The sequence below is a fragment of the Blautia glucerasea genome (assembly GCF_013304385.1).
GTDB lineage: Bacteria > Bacillota > Clostridia > Lachnospirales > Lachnospiraceae > Blautia_A > Blautia_A ammoniilytica.
Genome location: NZ_JAAITU010000002.1, coordinates 94,676 through 117,586, shown reverse-complemented (window position 1 = coordinate 117,586; position 22,911 = coordinate 94,676). Strand labels below are relative to the sequence as shown.

General features: G+C 43.1%; 20 protein-coding genes, 1 tRNA gene and 1 other annotated feature. Of the genes, 16 read left to right on the top strand and 5 right to left on the bottom strand.

Annotated elements, in window-relative coordinates; genetic code table 11:
- Positions 1-54 precede the first annotated feature (54 nt).
- The 4 genes from G5B11_RS01615 (at position 55) to G5B11_RS01600 (ending at position 4,169) form a co-directional block, all read left to right on the top strand.
- Entirely contained in the window at positions 55-1,278 is a 1,224-nt protein-coding gene (locus G5B11_RS01615) for an LL-diaminopimelate aminotransferase (protein ID WP_173726630.1), read from the top strand.
- Positions 1,275-1,601, top strand: coding sequence for a cupin domain-containing protein (locus G5B11_RS01610; protein WP_158420297.1), 327 nt, complete (start codon positions 1,275-1,277; stop codon positions 1,599-1,601). The genes G5B11_RS01615 and G5B11_RS01610 overlap by 4 nt, the downstream gene beginning before the upstream one ends.
- Positions 1,602-1,737: 136 nt before the next feature.
- On the top strand, positions 1,738-3,006 hold the full coding sequence (locus G5B11_RS01605; RefSeq protein WP_173726629.1) for a M18 family aminopeptidase: 1,269 nt from the start codon (positions 1,738-1,740) through the stop codon (positions 3,004-3,006).
- Positions 3,003-4,169, top strand: coding sequence for a M20 metallopeptidase family protein (locus tag G5B11_RS01600; protein ID WP_173726628.1), 1,167 nt, complete (start codon positions 3,003-3,005; stop codon positions 4,167-4,169). Before G5B11_RS01605 ends, G5B11_RS01600 begins: the two co-directional genes overlap by 4 nt.
- 18 nt (positions 4,170-4,187) lie before the next feature.
- On the opposite strand, the gene G5B11_RS01595 is transcribed toward G5B11_RS01600, so the two are convergent.
- Positions 4,188-5,132 carry an AEC family transporter gene (locus G5B11_RS01595; protein WP_158420300.1) on the bottom strand — a complete coding sequence of 315 codons (945 nt, stop codon included), beginning with the start codon at positions 5,130-5,132 and terminating at the stop codon, positions 4,188-4,190.
- A gap of 128 nt (positions 5,133-5,260) precedes the next feature.
- Between G5B11_RS01595 and G5B11_RS01590 the strand changes: the two genes are divergently transcribed.
- From G5B11_RS01590 to ilvC, 3 genes are all read left to right on the top strand, one after another.
- Positions 5,261-6,319 carry a tyrosine-protein phosphatase gene (locus G5B11_RS01590; RefSeq protein ID WP_173726627.1) on the top strand — a complete coding sequence of 353 codons (1,059 nt, stop codon included), beginning with the start codon at positions 5,261-5,263 and terminating at the stop codon, positions 6,317-6,319.
- A 131-nt stretch (positions 6,320-6,450) separates the two neighbouring features.
- Positions 6,451-6,948 (top strand): acetolactate synthase small subunit, encoded by a 498-nt coding sequence (gene ilvN / locus G5B11_RS01585; protein WP_158420302.1) that lies wholly within the window; start codon positions 6,451-6,453, stop codon positions 6,946-6,948.
- 102 nt (positions 6,949-7,050) lie between these two features.
- Positions 7,051-8,070 carry a ketol-acid reductoisomerase gene (gene ilvC / locus G5B11_RS01580; protein WP_158420303.1) on the top strand — a complete coding sequence of 340 codons (1,020 nt, stop codon included), beginning with the start codon at positions 7,051-7,053 and terminating at the stop codon, positions 8,068-8,070.
- A gap of 41 nt (positions 8,071-8,111) precedes the next feature.
- On the opposite strand, the gene G5B11_RS01575 is transcribed toward ilvC, so the two are convergent.
- The gene (locus tag G5B11_RS01575) at positions 8,112-8,984 is read right to left on the bottom strand and encodes a LysR family transcriptional regulator (protein ID WP_173726626.1); all 873 of its coding nucleotides are present in this window, start codon (positions 8,982-8,984) and stop codon (positions 8,112-8,114) included.
- A gap of 154 nt (positions 8,985-9,138) precedes the next feature.
- Here G5B11_RS01575 and leuC point away from each other — a divergent pair, with 154 nt between their 5' ends.
- From leuC to G5B11_RS01560, 3 genes are all read left to right on the top strand, one after another.
- Positions 9,139-10,407, top strand: a complete 1,269-nt coding sequence (leuC, locus tag G5B11_RS01570; RefSeq protein WP_158420305.1) for a 3-isopropylmalate dehydratase large subunit — start codon at positions 9,139-9,141, stop codon at positions 10,405-10,407.
- Between the two features lie 13 nt (positions 10,408-10,420).
- Positions 10,421-10,912, top strand: coding sequence for a 3-isopropylmalate dehydratase small subunit (gene leuD / locus G5B11_RS01565; protein ID WP_158420306.1), 492 nt, complete (start codon positions 10,421-10,423; stop codon positions 10,910-10,912).
- 294 nt (positions 10,913-11,206) lie between these two features.
- Positions 11,207-11,280 (top strand) — tRNA-Pro (locus G5B11_RS01560).
- 207 nt (positions 11,281-11,487) lie between these two features.
- Here G5B11_RS01560 and G5B11_RS01555 read toward each other — a convergent pair.
- The 3 genes from G5B11_RS01555 to G5B11_RS19000 all read right to left on the bottom strand — a co-directional run bounded on the left by G5B11_RS01555 (position 11,488) and on the right by G5B11_RS19000 (position 13,626).
- Positions 11,488-12,531: a redoxin domain-containing protein gene (locus tag G5B11_RS01555; RefSeq protein WP_244092883.1), complete on the bottom strand. Its 1,044-nt coding sequence runs from the start codon at positions 12,529-12,531 to the stop codon at positions 11,488-11,490.
- Between the two features lie 77 nt (positions 12,532-12,608).
- A complete protein-coding gene (locus tag G5B11_RS01550) occupies positions 12,609-13,508 on the bottom strand; it encodes a 4Fe-4S binding protein (protein WP_173726625.1) in 900 nt (299 codons plus the stop codon).
- Positions 13,501-13,626, bottom strand: coding sequence for a CD1871A family CXXC motif-containing protein (locus G5B11_RS19000; protein WP_244092886.1), 126 nt, complete (start codon positions 13,624-13,626; stop codon positions 13,501-13,503). The genes G5B11_RS01550 and G5B11_RS19000 overlap by 8 nt, the downstream gene beginning before the upstream one ends.
- A gap of 138 nt (positions 13,627-13,764) precedes the next feature.
- Here G5B11_RS19000 and G5B11_RS01545 point away from each other — a divergent pair, with 138 nt between their 5' ends.
- From G5B11_RS01545 to G5B11_RS01520, 6 genes are all read left to right on the top strand, one after another.
- Entirely contained in the window at positions 13,765-14,502 is a 738-nt protein-coding gene (locus G5B11_RS01545) for a response regulator transcription factor (protein WP_173726624.1), read from the top strand.
- Positions 14,499-15,674, top strand: a complete 1,176-nt coding sequence (locus tag G5B11_RS01540; protein ID WP_173726623.1) for a sensor histidine kinase — start codon at positions 14,499-14,501, stop codon at positions 15,672-15,674. Before G5B11_RS01545 ends, G5B11_RS01540 begins: the two co-directional genes overlap by 4 nt.
- 169 nt (positions 15,675-15,843) lie before the next feature.
- Positions 15,844-16,131, top strand: a binding site (T-box leader).
- Between the two features lie 76 nt (positions 16,132-16,207).
- Positions 16,208-17,863 carry a 2-isopropylmalate synthase gene (locus G5B11_RS01535; protein WP_173726622.1) on the top strand — a complete coding sequence of 552 codons (1,656 nt, stop codon included), beginning with the start codon at positions 16,208-16,210 and terminating at the stop codon, positions 17,861-17,863.
- 131 nt (positions 17,864-17,994) lie between these two features.
- Positions 17,995-20,412: a leucine--tRNA ligase gene (gene leuS, locus G5B11_RS01530; RefSeq protein WP_158420309.1), complete on the top strand. Its 2,418-nt coding sequence runs from the start codon at positions 17,995-17,997 to the stop codon at positions 20,410-20,412.
- A 323-nt stretch (positions 20,413-20,735) separates the two neighbouring features.
- Positions 20,736-21,911, top strand: coding sequence for an ABC transporter substrate-binding protein (locus tag G5B11_RS01525; protein ID WP_173726621.1), 1,176 nt, complete (start codon positions 20,736-20,738; stop codon positions 21,909-21,911).
- A 106-nt stretch (positions 21,912-22,017) separates the two neighbouring features.
- Entirely contained in the window at positions 22,018-22,902 is an 885-nt protein-coding gene (locus tag G5B11_RS01520; protein WP_158420311.1) for a branched-chain amino acid ABC transporter permease, read from the top strand.
- Positions 22,903-22,911 lie beyond the last annotated feature (9 nt).

The following is a 22,911-nucleotide window of genomic DNA, read 5'->3' as shown; positions in this document are numbered from 1 at the left end:
AAAACAAGCCAGGATGCCATATAGCAGCAGGCTTCTGGCAGGCAGGAGATATTTATGGTAACAGTAAATCACAATTATCTTAAATTACCGGGCAGTTATCTTTTTTCAACCATCGGTAAGAAAGTAAAAGCATATCAGGCAGAGCATACAGATGCAAGAATCATAAGTCTTGGGATTGGAGATGTGACCCAGCCTTTGGCACCGGCGATTATCGATTCCCTTCATAAGGCTGTGGAGGAGATGGCTCATGCAGAGACTTTTCGCGGCTATGCACCGGATCTTGGCTATGATTTTCTGAGGAATGCCATTGCAAAAAACGATTATCAGGATAGAGGGTGTCAGATCTGTGCTGATGAGATTTTTGTTTCCGATGGAGCCAAAAGTGACTCAGGAAATATCCAGGAGATTTTCGGACTGGATAATAAGGTGGCAGTCTGCGACCCGGTTTATCCGGTGTACGTGGATACTAATGTTATGGCAGGACGTACAGGTTTTTACAATACACAGCGTGAGAATTTTGACGGGGTGATCTACATGCCCTGCAGGGAAGAGAATGGCTTCCTGCCGGAGTTGCCGGAAGAAGTGCCGGATCTAATCTATCTTTGTTTCCCTAATAACCCCACAGGTGGTGCCATTACAAAAGAGGGACTTCAGCAATGGGTGGATTATGCCAACAAAAACGGCTGCGTGATCATTTATGATGCAGCCTATGAAGCATATATTTCTGAAGAGAATGTACCACATACTATTTATGAGTGTGAAGGTGCAAGAACCTGTGCTATCGAGCTTCGCAGCTTTTCCAAGAATGCAGGTTTTACAGGTGTGCGGCTTGGCTTTACCGTAATTCCAAAGGAACTGGTCCGTGATGGTGTGGCACTTCATGAACTGTGGGCAAGACGTCATGGCACTAAGTTTAATGGTGCTCCTTACATCGTACAGCGTGCAGGGGAAGCTGTATATTCTACGGAAGGCAAGGCACAGTTAAAGGAGCAGGTAGGCTATTATATGAGGAATGCTAAAACGATCCGGGAATCTCTTGCAAATGCTGGCTTTTCCGTTTCAGGTGGTGTGAACGCTCCGTATATCTGGCTGAAAACACCAGGGAAAATGACATCCTGGGAGTTTTTTGATTATCTGCTGGAAAAAGCAAATGTAGTAGGAACTCCTGGTTCCGGCTTTGGTGCTCAGGGCGAAGGATATTTTCGGCTTACTGCGTTTGGTACCTATGAGAATACGCTGGAGGCGATCAGCAGAATTGAAAAGGAGGTTTCATTATGAAGGTAAGCCGTATTGAGCATATGTGCGAAGGAAATGGCCATGTGATCATTAAGGAGATCCTGGAAGAACCATATCTTGCAGGGAAATGCGGTCTGTATGCAGAAGTAACACTGGAGCCGGGATGCTCGCTTGGTTATCATGAGCATCATGGGGAAAGTGAGACCTATTATATTCTTGCAGGTCAGGGAGAGTATAATGATAATGGTGCATATCGTCCGGTGAGTGCCGGGGATATTACCTATACTTCATCAGGCAAAGGTCACGGATTATCAAATACAGGTAATACAGATCTTGTTTTTATGGCACTGATCATAAAAGACTGACGGACAGGCTGTTGTACTCAGGAGGTACAGCAGCTTTTTTATGTAATAGGCACATTAAGTGCTGTATCCTTCCGGTTGCAGCCAAATGGAATGTAGCGTATAATCAGGATATCATACGGATGAGGAGATTTTGGATATGTACAGAAAAAATGCTGAAAAGTTACTTGAATTTATAAAGAAAAGCCCTTCTGCATTTCAGGCAGTGGAACAGATGAAGAAACGCCTTTTGAAAAAGGGCTTTACAGAATTGTCTGAAAAGGAATGCTGGGACATCCATCCGGGAGGCAGATATTTTACAACAAGGAATCATTCCGCACTGGCTGCTTTTTCCATACCGGAAGAAGGGGCAGACCATTTTCACATACTGGCAAGCCACAGTGATTCTCCTGCATTAAAAATCAAAGAGAATCCGGAGATAAATGTAGAAGGAATGTATGTGCACCTGAATGTGGAACCCTATGGAGGAATGCTGATGGCACCCTGGTTTGACAGGCCTCTTTCTGTGGCAGGACGTGTGATCGCCAGGGAAAAGGGGGAGATCCGGCAGATCCTGGTGGATATGAATGAGGATATGGCTTTGATTCCCAGTCTTGCCATACATATGAACAGAGAAGCCAATAATGGATACAAATATAATGCACAGAAGGATCTTTTGCCCTTATACGGACTTGGAGATGCAAAGGGCAGCTTTATGAAGCGGATCGCGCAGGCAGCAGGTGTAAAAGAAAAAGACATTCTTGGTCATGATCTGTTTCTATACCCAAGAACTGAGGGCAGTATCTGGGGATCTGAAGAGGAATTTGTTTCCGCTCCAAGGCTGGATGATCTGCAGTGTGCTTTTGCCTCCCTGGAGGGCTTTCTGAAGGGCAAAAAAGAAAATTCCATCTGTGTCCACTGTGTGCTGGACAATGAGGAAGTTGGCAGCAGTACCAAGCAGGGGGCAGCTTCTACCTTTTTGAAGGATTGTCTCCTTCGCATTTATCTGGGCCTTGGAAAAAGCTATGAAGAATATTTGGCTGCAATGGCTGGAAGCTTTATGATCTCTGCTGATAATGCCCATGCGCTTCATCCAAATTATGCTGAAAAAGCAGATCCTGTGAATCGTCCAGTGATCAATGGAGGTATTGTGGTGAAATATAATGCAAACCAGAAATACTGCACAGATGGTCTTACAGGCGCTGTGTTTAAGAATCTTTGCCAGCAGGCACAGGTGCCTTATCAGATCTTTGTGAATCGTTCTGATATTGCAGGAGGTTCCACATTAGGCAATATTTCCAATAATCAAGCAGCACTCAATACGGTAGATATCGGGCTGCCGCAGCTTGCCATGCATTCCTGCTTTGAGACAGCAGGGGTGAAAGATACTACTTATCTGATCCAGGCAGCGGAGGAGTTTTTCAGTTGAAAAAAACAGAGTTTTCACAATATGAGGAGGAAGTGATCCGTCTTCGGCGGCACTTCCATCAGTATCCGGAGCTTGCTTTGCAGGAGTTCCAAACTTCTGCATTTATACAGAAATATCTGGAAGAACTGGGGTATCAGGTCAGGCATGTGCCGCCTACAGGTTTGATCGCAGAGCATCCCTGTATGAAAAACAGAGAAAAAATGGTGGTTCTGCGGGCAGAAATGGATGCACTTCCTGTGCAGGAGTGTACAGGTCTGGACTATGCATCCAGGAATGAAGGCTGCATGCACGCCTGTGGTCATGATGGGATACTGGCAGTGGCTTTGATTCTGGCAAAGATCCTTTCCAGGGAAAAGGATTTTCCTGTGGCTGTCCGCTTTTTGTTTGAGCCGGCAGAAGAGATTGGAGAGGGTACGGTACGGATGCTGGATGGGGGAGCTCTTGACAAGGATAAGGGCAGGAAAGCTGACGGATTTTTAATGTTCCATTATGCCTGTGACCAGCCCCTTGGTATGGCAGTCCACAAAGGGCAGGCCTCCGCTATGATCGGCAAAATGGAAATTCTGATAAAAGGAAAGTCCAGTCACTGGTGTCAGGCGGAAAAAGGGATTGACAGTATTTATGCAGCTGGTCTTGTCGTCCAGAAGGTTCATGAGATCAGCCGCGATTATGTGGGAAAAGGACCTCATGTTGCCGGGATCGGCACCATACATGGCGGGGAATATCCTAATATTATTTCAGATCAGGTGAAGCTGGTGGGAAATATCAGAGCCTGCTATAGAGAGGATTTTGAACAATTAAAAAAGGCCCTGGAGCAGGCCTTCCATAAGGTGGAAGAAGTAACCGGGGCACAGGTATGTTTAAGCTTCCCAAAAGATCCGGTGCTGCCCTTTGCCAATGACCCTACTTTTACTGCCATAGCAGCAGACACAGGAAGAACAATATTCGGATCCCATTTTCTGCTGGAGGGAGAAGATGAACTTTTTCTTACAGGAGATAATGCATATCGGTATTATCAACAGACAAAGGGACTATTCTGCGTTTTTCTTGCAGCAGTTCCCGGAGAGGAGCATCCATTTCATCATCCGAAGTTTCAGATCGATGAAAGGATCCTTCTTCCTAGTGTGCAGACCCTTTATGAGATTATAAGAAAATATGCATAACAGGCATTCGGGAAAGACTTAAAGCATACCCAGGGAACGGCACAGGAACAGCCAGCCGGTAAGGGTAAAGGAACTTAGCAAGGTGGTAAGCATAACTACACCTGAGGTAAAGGAACCTTCATAATCCGTATTTTTCGCCATAATATAACAGCTAATAGTAGTTGCAGATCCAAGCATGATCAGAATGGCCGCCAGTTTGTCTTTAGTAAAACCGAAATGCATGGCTGCCGGCAGGAAAAGTGCTGTATATCCAACCAGCTTCAAAAATGTGCAGGCAAGTACTGCACGGATCCTGGAAAATGCTTTTCTGAATTCAAGTGCGCCGCCCATTGCCATCAGTCCCAGAGGTGTGGCAGTTTTGGCCAGATTTCCAACGGTAGTAGAGAGAATTTTAGGCATGGGAAGGCGGAGCAGGGACCAGATGGAGCCGGCAACGATCCCAAGGATTATGGGATTGGTGGCAATCCCTTTCAGAGTGCGTTTGATCACTGGCATGGAAATTCCTGAATTGCCAGGACGGAACAGACACAGTACAGTGACTGCCATAATGTTATAAAGAGGTACGCTGGCAACGATCATAAGGGGAGCCATTCCTGCATCTCCATACATATTCTGGATAATGGCAATACCAAGCACAGCAGCACTGCTCCGATAGGATGCCTGGACAAATTCCCCCTGAATATCCCTGGGTTTTAATAGAAAGGAAAAGCCTATTGAGATCAGGATGCTGATCAGTGTGGCAAAAAAACAGAAAAGCACCATCTTGCCGTCCCATACGCTGTAGATGTCCATATCTGCAATGTCCTGGAAAAGAAGAGCAGGAAGGGCCGCTTTAAAAACAAATTTGTTCATTTTGCTTACAAAAGACTCATCAAAAAGTCCGGCTTTTCTGAAAAAAAGTCCCAACATTAAAGTAAGAAAGATAGGAATCGTTGCATTAAGACAAAAGATCAGATTTTCCATTTTAGTATTTGTTCCTTTCTGTAGTAAGATGTGTGGTGGTTTTATTATAGCCTTACAGTGGGAATTGTCAAATTTTCCGGAATGTGTTATTCTTTCGGAGTATAGCAAAATGGAGGAAGATTGTATATATGAGATACGGTAAGATACGTATAGAAGATGGTTATCTGGCATACAGCCGCCACATGATGCTGAACAGCCTTCCCTGTAAGGACATTGTGTGGGCTTATATGCGTCGGGAGGGAGACGATTCCCCCGGAGGAAGTGTGAAACAGATCATTTCCAACTATCTGGTTGTTGTTACCAAGCGTAAAAAACGTTATATGTTTGACATGACAGAGAAAGAGGTACAGGAATGTCTCCGCCTTCTGAAAGCTCTGAACCCGGAGATGGCAGTTGGCTTTCCAAGAGGTGGCAGGCTTCCGTTGCAGTCCCTTCCCAATACCAGGGATCTGGGGGCATTGACTGCCAGGGATGGCCGGCATATCCTGCCAAGAAAGCTTCTGCGCAGCGGAGAACTGTATCATGCTTCACAGGCTGATAAGCAGCTGCTTACAGAAGAGTATCGGGTAAAAACCGTGGTGGATTTCCGCTCCAATACTGAGCGAAAGGAAAAACCGGATGTGATCCTGCGAGGTGTGGAATATTACCACATTCCCATTTTGGATGAAGAGAATCTGGGGCTGTTTGGAGAAGGCAGGGTTTGTAATCGGCTTTTGACCTACCAAGGAGACGGTGAAAAGTACATGGATCAGATGTATGAGAATCTGATCCGTGACCGTTACTCTGTGAATCAGTATGCCAGATTTTTAGATGTATTGATCCGTCATAAAGAAGGAGCAGTGCTCTGGCACAGCTGGGACGGCACGGGCAGGGCAGGAGTGGCCACGGCTCTTTTGCTTTGTGCCCTTGATATTCCGGAGGACACTATAAGAGAAGATTTCATGCGTTCCAATGCCTATCTGGAAGCAGAGCTTCAGTATATGCTTTTATATTTGGAAGCAATGGGCATGGACAGCCCCAGGGTTGCCGAGAATATGAGCATTTTTTTCAGAGTAAAGGAATCCTATATTGATCGTGTATTTCAGATCATCCGCCAGGAATACGGTACTGTGGAACGTTTCCTTAGAAGAGGCTTGTATCTTACTCCAAGAGCGGTGGAAGAGCTTAGAGATAAGTACCTGATTTGACTTTTGAGCCAGGAATTAAAAATTTTTAATGAATTAATGCAATAAAGTGGTATTTCGCATTGACAAACAGAATTTTGTTGCTATAATGATAAAAAAGTAAAAAGCCTATAGGTGGCGGGAGGGAGTCGATTTTGCAGAAAAGAATTTTATCTTTGCTGGTAGACAACACTTCCGGTGTGCTGAGCCGGATCGCCGGTCTGTTCAGCCGCCGCGGCTATAATATAGACAGCATTACTGCAGGAGTGACAGCAGATGAGAATTTTACACGCATTACAGTAGTATGCAGTGGTGATGATGCCATTCTGGGTCAGATTACGAATCAGCTTTCCAAGCTTGTGGATGTAAGGGATATTAAAGTTCTGGATCCACAGCAGAGCGTTGTTCGTGAGACAGTGCTGGTAAAAGTTGCAGCGAAGCCGGAGCAGCGTGATGGGATCATTTCAGTGGCCAATATTTTCAGGGCAAGCATTGTTGATGTTAGCAGAGATTCTCTGGTCGTTGAAATGACAGGAAGCAAGAGTAAGCTGGAGGCCTTTATCGATCTTATGGGAGACTATGAGATACTGGAGCTGGCAAGAGCCGGTGTGACAGGACTTTCCAGAGGCAGCGGAGGAGTTTGCTACTTCTAAACAGAGAAAGCCCACAGAAGCAGTTCGCTAGGAGATGTCTGTATCCCAGGGTATTGGGCATACTCTTAACAATATATAGACAAACAGTAGGAGGAAATAATAATGGCAGCAAGAATTTTTTATCAGGAAGACTGTAACCTTTCTTTGCTTGAGGGTAAAAAAATTGCAATCATTGGTTACGGCAGCCAGGGTCATGCACATGCACTGAACTTAAAGGATTCAGGATGTGACGTGATCATCGGACTTTATGAAGGAAGCCGTTCCTGGAAGAAAGCAGAGGAGCAGGGCTTTAAAGTATACACAGCAGCAGAGGCTGCAAAGCAGGCTGATATCATTATGATTCTGATCAATGATGAGAAGCAGGCAGATATGTATAAGAGAGACATTGAGCCGAACCTGGAAGAAGGCAATATGCTGATGTTTGCTCATGGCTTCAATATTCATTTTGGATGTATCGTGCCTCCGAAATTTGTAGATGTTACTATGATCGCTCCTAAGGGACCTGGCCATACAGTAAGAAGTGAGTATCAGGCTGGTAAAGGTGTTCCGTGTCTGGTAGCTGTAGAGCAGGATTACACAGGCAAAGCTCTTGATATGGCACTTGCATATGCACTTGGTATCGGTGGAGCAAGAGCCGGAGTTCTTGAAACTACTTTCAGAACAGAGACAGAGACAGACCTGTTTGGTGAGCAGGCTGTACTTTGCGGCGGTGTATGTGCCCTGATGCAGGCTGGATTTGAGACTCTTTGTGAGGCTGGATATGATCCGAGAAATGCTTACTTTGAGTGTATCCATGAGATGAAACTGATCGTTGATCTGATCTATCAGTCCGGATTTGCAGGTATGAGATATTCTATCTCCAATACTGCAGAGTATGGCGATTATATTACAGGACCAAAACTGATCACAGAAGATACAAAGAAAGCTATGAAGAAGATCCTTTCCGATATCCAGGATGGTACTTTTGCAAAAGAATTCCTGCTTGATATGAGCCCGGCAGGCCGTCAGGTTCACTTCAAAGCTATGAGAAAGAAAGCTGCAGAGCATCCGTCAGAGAAGGTTGGCGAGGAGATCCGTAAACTCTACAGCTGGAATGGCGAGGACAAGCTGATCAATAACTAATCGTTATTTACAAAACAGGTTTTACCTGTCTTATATTTCAATTACCGGAAGAACTGTCTAAGGAGAGGCAGTTCTTCTTCTTTTTTTCTGCATACAAATCCTATCTGCCGTACTGGAAAGACAAAGCCCATAGGTACTTCCACAAGAGCACCGCCTGCCAGGTCATCTTCTACAAATTCCCGGATTACACAGGCAATCCCAAGCCCGATCTTTGCAAATTGGATCAGAAGATCCATAGATGTTACCTCCAGAATATGGCTTAATTCTATACGGTTTTCTTTTAAAAGGGAATTTACTGACTGGCGGGTGATATTATCTTCATCCAGCATCATAAACGTTGCCGTATGGATCAAAGGTTCAGAAGGGAAAAGTTGCTGCTGGTTTTTCAGATATTGTCTGGTTGCCACAAAGGTGTCCTGGATACCAAGCAGTGGACGGAAATGATAACCGGTAAGCTTATGGGGTCTGCCGATCAGTCCAAGATCGATCTTGTTGTCATCCAGAAGTTTCAGAGTCTGATAAGTGGACTGACAGGAAATATTAATACGTACCTGAGGGTTCACAGAGATGTAGTTTTGAAGATAGGACATAAGTACGTATTTACACAAGGTGGAGCTGGCTCCAAGCCGCAGCCTTGGGATCTCTCTGGAATGATTATGAAGGATGGATTCTTCTCCTTCTCCAAGTAAAGAGAAAGCTTCTTTTACTTTTTCGTAAAGAAGTTGTCCGTCTGCAGTCAGTTCCACTCCTCTTGAATTACGTTTGAAAAGAACGGTATCCAGATTCTGTTCCAGCTTTTTGATGGCATGGCTGATGGCTGGCTGGCTGATGTACAATTCCCTGGCTGCCTGTGAAATATTTCCGGTACGGCCGGTAGCATAAAAAATGTGGTATAGTGAAAGATTTTCCTGCATAAAAGCTCCTTCCATAAATAATATTTATAGCAAGTATGATAAATATGTATTTTCATTATAGCAGAAGCTGTGATAGAATACCAATATAAATTCAAGTCGAGCAGCCGGGAGAAAGTGGACAGCTGCACAGAAATGTTACAGGAGGAATATGAGAATGGGAATGACAATGACACAGAAAATTTTGGCAGCTCATGCAGGACTGGATCATGTGGAAGCAGGACAGCTGATTGAAGCAGATCTGGATCTGGTGCTGGGAAATGATATTACTTCACCAGTGGCTATTCATGAGATGGACAAAATGACTGTTGATACAGTTTTTAATAAAGATAAGATTGCACTGGTAATGGATCATTTTATCCCAAACAAAGATATCAAATCTGCAGAACACTGCAAATGTGTCAGAGAGTTTGCCTGTCGTCATGATATCACCAATTATTTTGATGTGGGACAGATGGGAATTGAGCATGCGCTGCTTCCTGAGAAAGGTCTTACGGTTGCAGGTGACGTAGTGATCGGTGCGGATTCACATACTTGTACCTACGGTGCACTGGGTGCATTTTCTACTGGTGTGGGAAGTACGGATATGGCAGCTGGTATGGCTACCGGAAAAGCATGGTTTAAAGTTCCGGCAGCTATTAAATTTAATATTGTGGGCAAACCAAAGAAATGGGTCAGCGGAAAAGATGTGATCTTACATATCATCGGCATGATCGGTGTGGACGGAGCACTTTACAAGTCTATGGAGTTTACCGGTGAGGGGATTAAGAACCTTTCCATGGATGATCGTTTTACAATTGCAAATATGGCGATCGAGGCAGGAGGAAAGAACGGTATCTTCCCTGTAGATGAGCTGACCAAGCAGTACATGAAGGAGCATTCCGTAAGAACGTATAAGATTTATGAGGCAGATGAGGATGCAGTTTATGAAGCTGAGTATACCATCGATCTTGGTGAACTGGAGCCTACCATTGCATTCCCGCATCTTCCGGAGAATACGAAGACTATTTCACAGATCACAGAGCCTGTTGTGATCGATCAGTCTGTGATCGGTTCCTGTACAAACGGCCGTATTGATGATCTGCGTGTGGCAGCTCAGATCCTGAAAGGACGTAAAGTAAAAAAGGGCGTGCGCTGCATCGTGATCCCGGCAACTCAGGCCATTTATCTTCAGGCTATGGATGAAGGCCTTTTGAAGATCTTTATTGAAGCAGGTGCAGTTGTAAGTACACCTACCTGCGGACCTTGCCTTGGCGGTTACATGGGTATCCTGGCAGCAGGAGAGAGATGTATTTCCACTACCAACCGTAACTTTGTAGGCCGTATGGGTCATGTGGATTCAGAGGTATATCTGGCAAGCCCGGCTGTAGCAGCAGCCAGTGCTGTTACAGGTAAGATTTCTGCACCGGAAGAACTGGGATTATAAGGAGGAATAAAAGATGCAGGCAAAAGGAACTGTTTTTAAATATGGAGATAATGTAGATACAGATGTAATCATTCCTGCACGTTATCTGAATTCTTCAGATCCGGCAGAACTGGCTACCCACTGCATGGAAGATATTGATAATACATTTGTGAAAAGGGTGAAAAAGGGAGATATTATCGTAGCAGATAAGAACTTTGGCTGCGGTTCTTCCCGTGAGCATGCACCTATCGCTATTAAGGCAGCAGGAGTAAGCTGTGTGATCGCTGAGACCTTTGCACGTATTTTTTACAGAAATGCCATCAATATCGGACTTCCGATCATTGAATGTCCGGAAGCGAGCAAGGGGATTGAGGATGGAGATCAGGTAGAGGTTGATTTTGATTCCGGTATGATCTACAACCGCACAAAAGGTACAGAGTTTAAAGGGCAGGCTTTCCCGGAGTTCATGCAGAAGATCATCAAAGCAGAAGGCCTTGTAAACTATATTAACAGCAAGAAGGCATAAGATTCAGCTAACTTTTCATCATACTTATACATCCTGAGAGTACGTAAGCAGAATAGATCTGGCAAAGTACAGGATCTGCATTTGCAATAAACTGCAATTGCAATAATCCTGCTTCAGTCATTCTGCATCCGTTCTCTCAGGATTTTCTTTGTTTTTGATAAATGTAAAGAATATTATGAGCTTTGTCAAATAAGAAAATACAGAGAGAAAATACAGAGAGGTTCATAAGAAAATACATAAAAGTAAAAAAATAGTTGCTTTTTCAGGTGAATGCTGATATAATATTTTCTGTTGCGGGGTATGGCGTAGCTTGGTAGCGCGCACGGCTGGGGGCCGTGAGGTCGCAGGTTCAAATCCTGTTGCCCCGATTAAAATTAAATTCAGTAAAATCAAGAGTTTGGAGCGTCTGCACTGAACTCTTTTTGATTGCCTTTGATTACCTCATTGCTCCAGTCTATTGTATTTACGATTTTTCAGTGTTTTCAATGATTTCCGTTTTGCAATTCAAGTTTGTTTACAGTCTGAAAGCCACCCGTTCGTGGGTGGCTTTCAGACTGTAAACGTTTTTGTGAAATTTATTTCTCTGTGCTATCAGCATCAATTACAGATTGAATCTGTTTCATCAGAGCATCGTAATTGTCCTGGTTGTCAATTCCGCCCAGCATAGGATCTCCTACAATATTCCCATTTCGATCTACTAAAATTGTTGTGGGAAATGCCATAATATTTGAGGCGTATTTTCCTGCATCAGAATCAGAGTCTATGGAAAGATTGCGGTATTTTGCACCCTGACTTTCAAGAATCGAAGCTGCTTCTTTGATCGCATCTTCATTCCCATCAAAAGTCTCTGTGTTGATGCCTACTACTTCTCCCCCCATGGATTTGATGGCATCATTTAATTCGTTAAGCTTGGATAATTCAGCTACGCAAGGTTTGCACCCGGTAAACCAGAAATTAACAACTGTTACTGCATTCTTGGAAAACAGACTTTCATCAACTGAATTTCCATCGAAATCTTTTCCGGAAAAGTTATTAAAAGGAGAGGAATCATCTGACGCAGTTTTTGTTTCTGAAGTGTCTGTTTCTGCATTTTTCTTTTCAAGTTCTGCAATCTGTTCTTCAATTTTTCGTATGGTTTCAATATCATCTGTAAGGGTTTGATACTGCTCATCTGTAAAAGAATCCTTGTTTGATTCAACTGTATCAGAAAGAAAATCTGCGTAATTTCCACTTGAATCGGCAGAGCTTTTACTCATCAGACCAAAAGCTTTGTCCCATGCATCTTTGTGGTCTGCAAAAAGCTGGTTTTCCTGCTGATACAAATTGTCAAGCTCTGAATCTGAAGTATTGTCAGATGGATCAGTGTCAGTCTCTTCATAAGTAATTTGGGCGGTATCTGATCCTGTATTTTCTGTTTCAGTATTTTCTGTGTCTGCTTTTACAGTTTCTGTTTTATCTGCTTCCGTGGTTTCTGTATTAGTGGTTTCAGTTTTGGAAGATTCAGTTTTAGCGGATTCGGTTTTTGCAGTTTCCTTTTCCGTAGTTCCTCCGTTACATGCGGTAAATGATAATGCGGTGCCAAGTGCTAAGAGTGTGATAAGTACTTTTTTTGCTTTCATGATAATAAACTCCTTTAAATAATTATAATAAGATTAATTGGATAACTGTATTAATGTATTAATCAGGTAACTGTTTCTTATTGCTGGCTATTGCAGCTGTCCTTTTTGGGACATGTTTTCCCCATAAACTGGTAATGGATCGCATCTGTGGGACAGGCCTTTATGCAGGCTCCGCACCGGATACATTCCATATGGTTTGGTGTTTTGCGTACATCCACGTCCATTTTACATGCTTTTGCACATTTGTTACATCCCACGCATTTGCTGCTTTCCACCTGAATGCCAAGAAGGGATACCTTATTAAACAGTGAATAAACTGCACCAAGAGGACATATCCATTTGCAGAAAGGCCTGTAAAACAGGATGCTTAAAATAACTACGGTAATCAAAATAAGACACTTGAATGTAAATAAATTTCCCAATGCAGAACGTATAGCTGCATTTCCCAATGACAATGGTATTGCACCTTCCAGCACACCTTGCGGACAAATATATTTGCAGAAGAATGGATCTCCCATTCCTATCGAGTTCGTTACAAGCATTGGCAGAAGTATGACGAAAACAATAAGAATGATATATTTCAGGTATCTTAAAGGCTTCAGCCTGGCTGTGGATAATTTCTTTCCGGGGATTTTATGAAGTAAATCCTGAAACCATCCAAACGGACACAAAAATCCACAGATAAATCGCCCCAGCAGCACACCAAGCAAAATAAAAAAACCGGTTATGTAATATGAGAATTTAAACTTGGATGAGCCAACCACTGCCTGAAATGCACCAATTGGGCATGCACCTGTGGCAGCAGGACAGGAATAGCAGTTTAATCCTGGAACGCATACAGTTTTCGCCTTGCCTTGATATATTTGACCCTTGAACACATTGGGAATGTGAATGTTGGTAAGAAGTGTGGCCGCTGCCTGTATCCACCCACGGATCTGTGCAATTTTCTTTGATCGTAAATTCGTTTTTTTATCCAATTCCAACACACTCCAAACATAATTTTATTGCTTTTCCCAGTACGGTGGCGGCTTCGCCTCTGATCGCACCATAGCTAATCATAGCTATGCCTGTAATAAGTAAAACAAGTTGAGACATTTTTTTACACTTCAAAATCTTATTACTCCTTTCGTTTTGGCAGACATGATACTTTTTTAATTTATGGCATATATGCCATACTTTTCTTTTCTTGCATAATCGTTGCTATTTTCATTTCCTGCATATATTGACCAGCTGATGTTTGTATTATACAATAACTGTTGTAAAATTTCTGTTAAGAAGCAGGTGGAAAATTTGAGATTATTAATTGTTGAAGACGAGAAAAAATTATGCGACACTGTTGCAAAAAGTTTATATGATGCAGGATATGAGGTGGATACCTGTTACGATGGGGAAGAGGCGCTTGATTATATTCTGGCAGAGAATTATGATCTGATCGTTTTGGATCTGAATCTTCCCGGTATGGATGGCATGGATATTTTAAAAGAACTCAGAAAGAAAAATGAGGATACAAAGGTTCTTATATTGTCTGCAAGGAGCCAGATCGCAGATAAGGTGGAAGGGCTGGATGCAGGGGCCAATGATTATATGGAAAAGCCTTTTCATCTGCAGGAGCTTGAAGCACGTATCAGAAGTCTTACACGGCGCAGATTTGTACAAAGAGATATTTGCCTGAAAGCAGGAGATATACGGTTTGATACCAGGAAGCGTGAGGCTTATGTAAAAGAAGAAAAAGTACATTTAACCAGAAAAGAAAATGGGATTTTGGAATATCTGCTTCTTAATCAGGGCCGGCCGATCAGTCAGGAAGAACTTATGGAACATGTATGGGATGCGTCTGTGGACAGCTTTAGCGGGTCTATCCGGGTGCACATGTCTTCTCTTAGAAAAAAGCTTAAGGCAGTGCTTGGTTATGATCCGATCCTGAACAAGGTAGGTGAAGGCTATAAGATACGAGAGGAATCAGAGCGATGAGAAAAATGTCACTTCAGTGGAGGATTACGATCCTCACTACGCTGTTTATTGCAATTATATGCGGATGTCTCACCCTGTTTGTTTATAAGAATGGTGTATATTATATTGATTTGCTGCAGGATACAGTTGATGCTAAAAGCGAGCAGGGTAATGGTAAGGAACCAGATGAAATATATATTAATATTCCTGATGATAAATGGAATGATTTTGCTGATGATTTTTCTATTCAGGTATACAATAACAAAGCTGATTACAAGAAAAGCAGTCTGATGTTTTCAACGCTGCTGGCACTTCTTGGCGGTGTTGTTACATATTTTATAGTTGGACATGCATTAAAACCACTAAGAAAAATTGCAGATAAAATGGAAGAAGTGCAGGCACAAAATCTGTCAGACTCCAGGCTGGAAGAAAATGAGGTTAAGGAGTTAAACCAGATCAGTGTGTCGTATAACAAGATGCTGGAACGCCTTTCAGAAGCATTTGATGTGCAGAGACAATTTACTGCCAATGCAGCTCATGAGCTTCGCACACCTTTATCATTGATGCAGGTACAGCTGGATTTATATCATTCCACTCAGCATAAACATAATGATGAATGTACAGAACAGACAATCACTATGGTCATGGAACAGAATGAAAAACTAAGTAAAATGATCAAGACCCTTTTGGATATGAGTGAGCTTCAGAGTGTGGAACGTGATGATATTATCATGGTGGATGCACTTGTTGAAGAAGTGATCGCAGATCTGGAACCGCTTGCAATAGAAAAGAATATTCGGCTTATTGGAAATTGCAGGAATGCAAATATGCAGGGAAGTGATATTCTGATTTACAGGGTGGTATATAATCTGGTTGAGAATGCAATAAAATATAACCATTCAGGAGGTCAGGTTACAGTCACCTCTTATCAAAAAGACAAAAACGTTTATCTTTCGGTAGAGGATACAGGAAGTGGTATTCCCAGGGAACTTAAGGAGCGGGTGTTCGAACCATTTTTCCGCGTAGACAAATCCAGAAGCCGTGAACTGGGTGGTGTAGGGCTTGGCCTTGCACTGGTACATGAAATCGTGCGTGCTCATGATGGAAGCATTACGGTTAAAGACAATCCGTCAGGCGGAACGATTTTTGAAGTGGTGCTCCCTCAGCATCTTCAGCCTTTTTCCGGCAAATAATGGGATGGGTCTACACATAAAAAATATAGCACTATACAATAAAAATACGAAACAATGTATCATCTATCTATAAAAAAATAAAATGCTTGATTTTTACACTTTTCTGGTGTATAGTGATAAAGACTTCAAGAGTTAGAGATATTTTGACTCTTGATCATAATTTCATAGTTTAAATGCACAGATGAGGAATAGTACATAAGGAACCGAAGCACAGAGAGCTGCTGGCTGGTGGAAAGCAGCGGATGGAATTTATGGAACTCGCCTCGGAGCAGCTGATCCCAAAGCCTGACATTTATTATACATATCAGAGTGTTATGGAGAGTAGGAGCAGACGGTATCCACCGTTACATGGAATGGATATAAGGATGAATTTTCGTTCCGTATCCAGTGAGTGTATGAATTTTATTCATGAAATAAGAGTGGTACCGCGTAGATGATCAGATCTTTCGTCTCTTGCAGAAATGCAGAAGATGGAAGATTTTTTTGTTTCATTAATAATGACAAAGAGAAAAAGAAATGGAGGAAATAATAAGATGATGAACCCAGGTAAATATCAGAAACAGTATTATATGCCACCGGAAGTATGTCTGGATTGGACGAAAAAGGAGTATGTTGATAAGGCTCCTGCATGGTGTTCTGTAGATCTTCGTGATGGCAACCAGGCGCTGGTGATCCCTATGAGTCTTGATCAGAAGGTGGAGTTTTTCAAGTTGCTTGTACAGATTGGTTTTAAAGAGATCGAAGTAGGATTTCCTGCTGCATCTGAAACAGAATATACTTTCCTGCGCACACTGATCGATCAGAATCTGATTCCTGAAGATGTAACCATCCAGGTACTGACACAGGCAAGAGAGCATATTATCCGAAAGACCTTTGAAGCAGTGAAAGGTGCACCAAAGGCCATTGTACATGTTTACAATTCCACATCTGTTGCACAGAGGGAACAGGTATTTAAAAAGTCAAAAGAAGAGGTACTGAAAATTGCTGTAGATGGTGCCAGACTGTTAAAAGAACTTGCTGATGAAACAGAAGGCAATTTCCAGTTTGAGTACAGCCCGGAAAGCTTTACCGGCACAGAGCCGGAATATGCCCTTGAAGTCTGCAATGCAGTTCTGGATGTATGGCAGCCTACACCAGATAATAAATGCATTATCAATCTGCCTGTAACAGTAGAACTGGCAATGCCTCATGTATATGCAAGTCAGGTAGAGTATATGTGTAAACATATGAAGTACAGAGATAATGTGATAGTATCCCTTCATCCTCATAATGACAGAGGCTGTGGTGTGGCGGATACAGAGATGGGTATTCTGGCAGGGGCAGACAGAATCGAGGGTACTCTTTTTGGAAATGGAGAGCGTACCGGTAACGTGGATATTGTTACATTGGCCATGAATATGTATTCCCAGGGTGTGGATCCGGGGCTTGATTTCTCTGACATGCCACACGTATGTGAGGTCTATGAGGCATGTACAGGAATGCACATCAATGAAAGAAGCCCATACAGCGGAGCACTTGTATTTGCTGCATTCTCCGGATCCCATCAGGATGCCATTGCAAAAGGAATGCACTGGATCGAGGAAAAAGATCCTAACCATTGGACAGTGCCTTATCTGCCTATTGATCCTACAGATGTGGGACGTAATTATGATGCAGATGTTATCCGTATTAACAGCCAGTCCGGAAAAGGCGGCGTAGGTTATATCCTGGAAACCAAGTACGGTCTGAATCTTCCACCGAAAATGCGTGAGGCTATGGGTTATACAGCCAAAGCTGTATCCGACCATCTGCATAAAGAGCTCCATCCGGATGAAATCTTCGGACTGTTTAAGAGAACCTATGAAAATGTAGTTGAGCCATATAGTATTCATGAGGTTCATTTCCAGCAGACAGAAAATGGAATTTCCACCAGAGTTACATCAACCTTCAAAGGAAAGACGATTATCACAGAAGCAATTGGTAACGGACGTCTGGATGCTGTCAGCAATGCATTAAAGAAAGCATACGAACTGAAGTATTCTCTGGAAGTATATCAGGAGCATGCATTGGAAAAAAGTTCAAGCTCCAAGGCAATTGCCTATGTGGGAATCAAGAAGCCGGATGGAACCATGGCATGGGGTGCAGGTGTGGATCCGGATATTATCCATGCATCCATTGATGCCCTTGTTACAGCAATCAATAACCGCTGATTCCGCAGATTGCATACACAAAAGAACAGCAGTCAGGGGAATTTTACTTGACATTGTTGTTTCATATGATAGACTAAAATCTAGTTTTATAAGTTTTTCTATTAGTTTAAATGATTCAGGAGGAATAAATTATGGCTGCACCTTATAATCACAGAGCCATTGAAGCTAAATGGCGCACCAAATGGGAAGAAAAGCCCATTAATGTGAACGATGGCAAAAAGCCCAAATACTATTGTCTGGATATGTTTCCATATCCATCCGGAAATGGTCTTCATGTAGGCCATTGGAGAGGATATGTTATTTCTGATGTATGGAGCCGTTACAAAATGCTCCAGGGATATTATCTGATCCATCCTATGGGATGGGATGCATTTGGTCTTCCGGCTGAGAACTATGCGATCAAGATGGGGGTTCATCCGGCAATTTCCACAGCTTCCAATGTTAAGAACATTAAGCGTCAGATCAATGATATCGCAGCAATTTACGATTGGGATATGGAAGTAAATACCACAGATCCTAATTTCTACAAATGGACTCAGTGGATCTTTGTCCAGATGTTTAAGAAAGGCCTTGCTTATGAGAAGGAATTCCCAATTAACTGGTGCCCTTCCTGTAAGACAGGACTTGCAAATGAAGAGGTAGTAAATGGCTGCTGTGAAAGATGTGGTGCTCCTGTTACCAAGAAGAATCTTCGTCAGTGGATGCTGCGGATCACCAAATATGCGGACCGTCTGTTAAATGACCTGGATAAGCTTGACTGGCCGGAAAAGGTTAAGAAGATGCAGACAGACTGGATCGGCAAGTCTTATGGCGCAGAGGTGGAATTCCCCATCGATGGAAGAGATGAGAAGATCACTGTTTATACAACAAGACCGGATACTCTTCATGGCGCTACATTTATGGTTCTTGCACCTGAACACGCCCTTGCCAAATCCCTTGCAACGGATGAGACAAGAGAGGCAGTGGAGAAGTATATCTTTGATTCTTCCATGAGATCCAATGTTGACCGTATGCAGGACAAAGAGAAGACTGGCGTATTTACAGGAAGCTATGCCATCAATCCGTTAAATGGGAAGAAGGTACCCATCTGGTTGTCTGATTATGTACTTGCAGATTATGGTACAGGTGCCATTATGTGTGTACCTGCCCATGATGACCGTGATTTTGAGTTTGCTAAGAAGTTCGGTCTGCCTATTGTCCAGGTTATTGCAAAAGACGGTAAAGAGATCGAAAATATGACAGAAGCCTACACAGATGCGGTAGGCACAATGATCAATTCCGGTGACTGGAATGGCATGGAGTCTTCTGTACTGAAAAAAGAAGCTCCGGAGATGATCGAGAAGAAAGGCTTTGGCCGTAAGACTGTGAATTATAAGCTGCGTGACTGGGTATTCTCCCGTCAGCGTTACTGGGGTGAGCCGATCCCTATCGTTCATTGCCCGAAGTGCGGAGCAGTGCCGGTTCCGGAAGATCAGCTGCCCCTGCGCCTGCCGGAGGTAGAAAGCTATCAGCCTACTGGCACAGGAGAGTCTCCACTGGCTGCAATTGACGAGTGGGTAAATACTACTTGCCCATGCTGCGGCGCACCTGCAAAGAGAGAAACAAATACCATGCCGCAGTGGGCCGGTTCTTCCTGGTATTTCCTTCGTTATGTAGATAATAAGAATGATAAAGAGCTGGTATCCAAAGAAAAGGCAGACAAGTACCTGCCAGTTGATATGTATATCGGTGGTGTGGAGCATGCAGTCCTTCACCTTTTGTATTCCAGATTCTACACCAAGTTCCTGTATGATATCGGGGCAATTGACTTTGATGAGCCATTTAAGAAACTGTTCAACCAGGGTATGATCACTGGCAAGAATGGGATCAAGATGAGTAAATCTAAGGGTAATGTTGTATCGCCGGATGATCTTGTAAGAGATTATGGCTGTGATTCTCTGAGAATGTATGAGCTGTTCGTAGGACCGCCGGAACTGGATGCTGAGTGGGATGACAGAGGTATTGATGGTGTATCCAAATTCCTGAAGAGATTCTGGAATCTTGCCCTTGACAGTATTGAGAAAGATGTTCCTGCAACCAAAGAGATGATAAAAGTACGCCATAAACTGGTTTATGACATCACGCAGCGTCTGGAAAGCTTCAGCCTGAATACAGTTATTTCCAAATTCATGGAGTATAACAACAAGCTGATCGAACTGTCCAAGAATGCTGATGGAGCAGTGGATAAAGAGACGATTGAAACAATGACCATCCTTCTGGCTCCTTTTGTGCCCCATGTGGCCGAAGAAATCTGGGAAAAGCTTGGACATGAGGATTCTGTTTTCCATGCACAGTGGCCGGAGCATGATGAGGAAGCAATGAAAGATGACGAGGTAGAGGTACCGGTTCAGATCAATGGAAAGACCCGTGTTGTTATCAGTATTTCTGCAGACAGCTCCAAGGAGGATGCACTGGCAAAAGGCCGTGAAGCACTGGAAGGCAAGCTTACAGGTAATGTGATCAAGGAAATCTACGTTCCCAAGAAGATCATCAATTTTGTAATGAAATAAAATTACTGCTGTGAAAAAATGCAATATGTAAATTGCAATCAATAGAAAAAAAAATACTTGCATTTTAAAAACGCAGGCTGTATAATACATCAAAAGGCAAAGGCGCCGGAGAGATCTCTCCTGCGCCTTTTTTCGTATTCAGAAGGTATGAATGATCTGTATGGGCATCACTTGAATGCGATTATATTACATTTAAAAAAATATGCCATGCTGATAAAGTTTTACTTGATTAAAGCATAAAAGCGTGGTATAATTTCAGAAAATGTACGAGAAGTAAAGACAAACGTCTTTGCTATAGGGACAAAAAAGGAGGAGAATGAATTATGAAGAAAAAAATAGTATCCGTAATGATGACAGCTGTAGTAGCTGCAGCAACTGTATTTAGCGCAGCCGTACCTGCATTTGCAGCAGACACAGTAAAGATCGGTGTTTATGAGCCGGCATCCGGAGACAATGGAGCAGGTGGCAAGCAGGAAACACTTGGTATCCAGTATGCCAACAGTGAAACACCTACCGTTGAGATCGACGGCAAAGAATATAATGTGGAACTTGATATTGTTGACAATGAATCCTCTACAGATAAAGGTCCTTCCGCAGCTTCCACCCTGGTAAGTGACGGAGTATCCATCGTTCTTGGATCTTATGGTTCAGGCGTATCCATTGCAGCATCTGATATTTTCAAAGATGGCGGTGTTCCTGCATTGGGAGTTACCTGCACCAATCCACAGGTAACTCAGGGAAATACTCATTATTTCCGTATCTGTTTCCTGGATCCATTCCAGGGCACTGTTCTTGCTAACTTTGCAAAAGACAAATTTGAGGCAAAGAAAGCATATGTTCTTACGAAGTTGGGAGATGATTATTCCGCAGGGCTTGGACATTACTTTACAAAAGCTTTTGAAGATCTTGGCGGTGAAGTCGTTGAGGAAACCTTCCCAGATGGAAATAGTGATTTCACATCTTATATCACATCTGCTAAGAATGCAGGCGCAGACGTATTCTTTGCACCTACCTCTACAGAGGCAGCAGCACTGATCATTGAGCAGGCAGCAGCACAGGGACTGGATCTTCCTCTTCTTGCAGGTGATACCTGGGATTCTAATGTTATCCTGAAAGCTGCAGAAGGCAAGGATGTACAGGTATATGTAACAACCTTCTATCAGGAGGGCGGTAACGAAGATTTTGATAATGGCATGAAAGAATTTATCAATTCTGATTCCAAGAACCTGGCAAACAACGGTGGTGATGATACGATCGCAGCTGTATCTGCAATGGGTTATGATGCATATTACGTGGCACTGGAAGCACTGAAGGCTGCAGGCTCCGCTGATCCGGCTAAAGTAAATGAGGCACTGTGGGATGTGACTTATGAAGGTGTATGTGGAAATGTACAGTTTGATTCTGAAAACGGAGATGCGCAGAGAGATACCGCATATGTAAAAACTGCTAACACTGAGACTGGAGCATGGGACTTTGTTGGTGAGCAGGGTGTAGAATAATAACTTCAGGACTTGATGAATTTGATAGCACAGGAGGCGGGGTACAAGTTCCCGCCTTTCCTGTGCTAAATGGAAAAATACTGTAACGAAAAAGGAGGATTCCTCTATGGAATGGTTCAATCAGAATCTGCCATATTTTCTGGCAGGTATTTCTGTAGGCGGACAGTATGCCCTGATTGCCATTGGATATACAATGGTTTATGGTATTCTGCGTCTGATCAACTTTGCACATGGTGATATTTTTATGGTAGCAGGTCTGATCATGGTTTACTTATCAGCTTCACTGCCTATTTACATATCGATCCCCATTATGATCGTAGCCACTGTTATTATTGGTTTTCTTATTGAACGTGTTGCTTACAAACCTCTTCGCCAGGCGCCCAGGATGTCGATCATGATTTCTGCTATCGGAGTTTCTTATCTTCTCCAGAACCTGGCCCTTTATATTACAGGAGGCTTGGCACAGCAGTATCCGGCAATTCCGTGGATCAGTGACACGATTGAGATTTTCGGATCTGTTACAAAAAGAGTTACTGTGATCACACCGATCCTTACCATTGTTCTTGTTTTTGCACTGGTATTTCTAATCAAGAAAACAAAGATCGGTATGGCAATGCGTGCAGCATCCAAGGATTTTGAAACCTCCCAGCTTATGGGAATTAAGATTAATTCCGTGATCAGCATGACTTTTATTATTGGATCATTTCTTGCAGCAGTTGCCAGTCTTCTGTATTTTTCTAATTATACAGGAGTTGTTCCTACATCTGGTGCTATGCCTGGGCTGAAGGCCTTTGTTGCCGCTGTATTTGGTGGGATTGGCTCTATCCCGGGAGCCGTGATCGGAGCTTTTATCATTGGTATCTGCGAGAATATCATTAAAGGAATGGGTATGACCACCTTTTCGGATGCATTTACCTTTGCACTGCTGATCGTTATTCTGATTGCCAAGCCAACAGGTTTGTTTGGTGAGAAAGTCACAGATAAAGTCTGAAAAGGAGGG

Coding starts and splice junctions, on each gene's coding strand:
- G5B11_RS01605 (WP_173726629.1), top strand. CDS start 1,738: ATGTACAGAAAAAATGCTGAAAAGTTACTTGAATTTATAAAGAAAAGC.
- ilvC (WP_158420303.1), top strand. CDS start 7,051: ATGGCAGCAAGAATTTTTTATCAGGAAGACTGTAACCTTTCTTTGCTT.
- G5B11_RS01545 (WP_173726624.1), top strand. CDS start 13,765: ATGTTTGTATTATACAATAACTGTTGTAAAATTTCTGTTAAGAAGCAG.
- G5B11_RS01540 (WP_173726623.1), top strand. CDS start 14,499: ATGAGAAAAATGTCACTTCAGTGGAGGATTACGATCCTCACTACGCTG.
- G5B11_RS01525 (WP_173726621.1), top strand. CDS start 20,736: ATGAAGAAAAAAATAGTATCCGTAATGATGACAGCTGTAGTAGCTGCA.
- G5B11_RS01520 (WP_158420311.1), top strand. CDS start 22,018: ATGGAATGGTTCAATCAGAATCTGCCATATTTTCTGGCAGGTATTTCT.
- G5B11_RS01610 (WP_158420297.1), top strand. CDS start 1,275: ATGAAGGTAAGCCGTATTGAGCATATGTGCGAAGGAAATGGCCATGTG.
- leuD (WP_158420306.1), top strand. CDS start 10,421: ATGCAGGCAAAAGGAACTGTTTTTAAATATGGAGATAATGTAGATACA.
- G5B11_RS01555 (WP_244092883.1), bottom strand. CDS start 12,531: ATGAAAGCAAAAAAAGTACTTATCACACTCTTAGCACTTGGCACCGCA.
- leuC (WP_158420305.1), top strand. CDS start 9,139: ATGGGAATGACAATGACACAGAAAATTTTGGCAGCTCATGCAGGACTG.
- leuS (WP_158420309.1), top strand. CDS start 17,995: ATGGCTGCACCTTATAATCACAGAGCCATTGAAGCTAAATGGCGCACC.
- G5B11_RS01535 (WP_173726622.1), top strand. CDS start 16,208: ATGATGAACCCAGGTAAATATCAGAAACAGTATTATATGCCACCGGAA.
- G5B11_RS19000 (WP_244092886.1), bottom strand. CDS start 13,626: ATGTCTCAACTTGTTTTACTTATTACAGGCATAGCTATGATTAGCTAT.
- G5B11_RS01590 (WP_173726627.1), top strand. CDS start 5,261: ATGAGATACGGTAAGATACGTATAGAAGATGGTTATCTGGCATACAGC.
- G5B11_RS01575 (WP_173726626.1), bottom strand. CDS start 8,984: ATGCAGGAAAATCTTTCACTATACCACATTTTTTATGCTACCGGCCGT.
- G5B11_RS01615 (WP_173726630.1), top strand. CDS start 55: ATGGTAACAGTAAATCACAATTATCTTAAATTACCGGGCAGTTATCTT.
- G5B11_RS01595 (WP_158420300.1), bottom strand. CDS start 5,132: ATGGAAAATCTGATCTTTTGTCTTAATGCAACGATTCCTATCTTTCTT.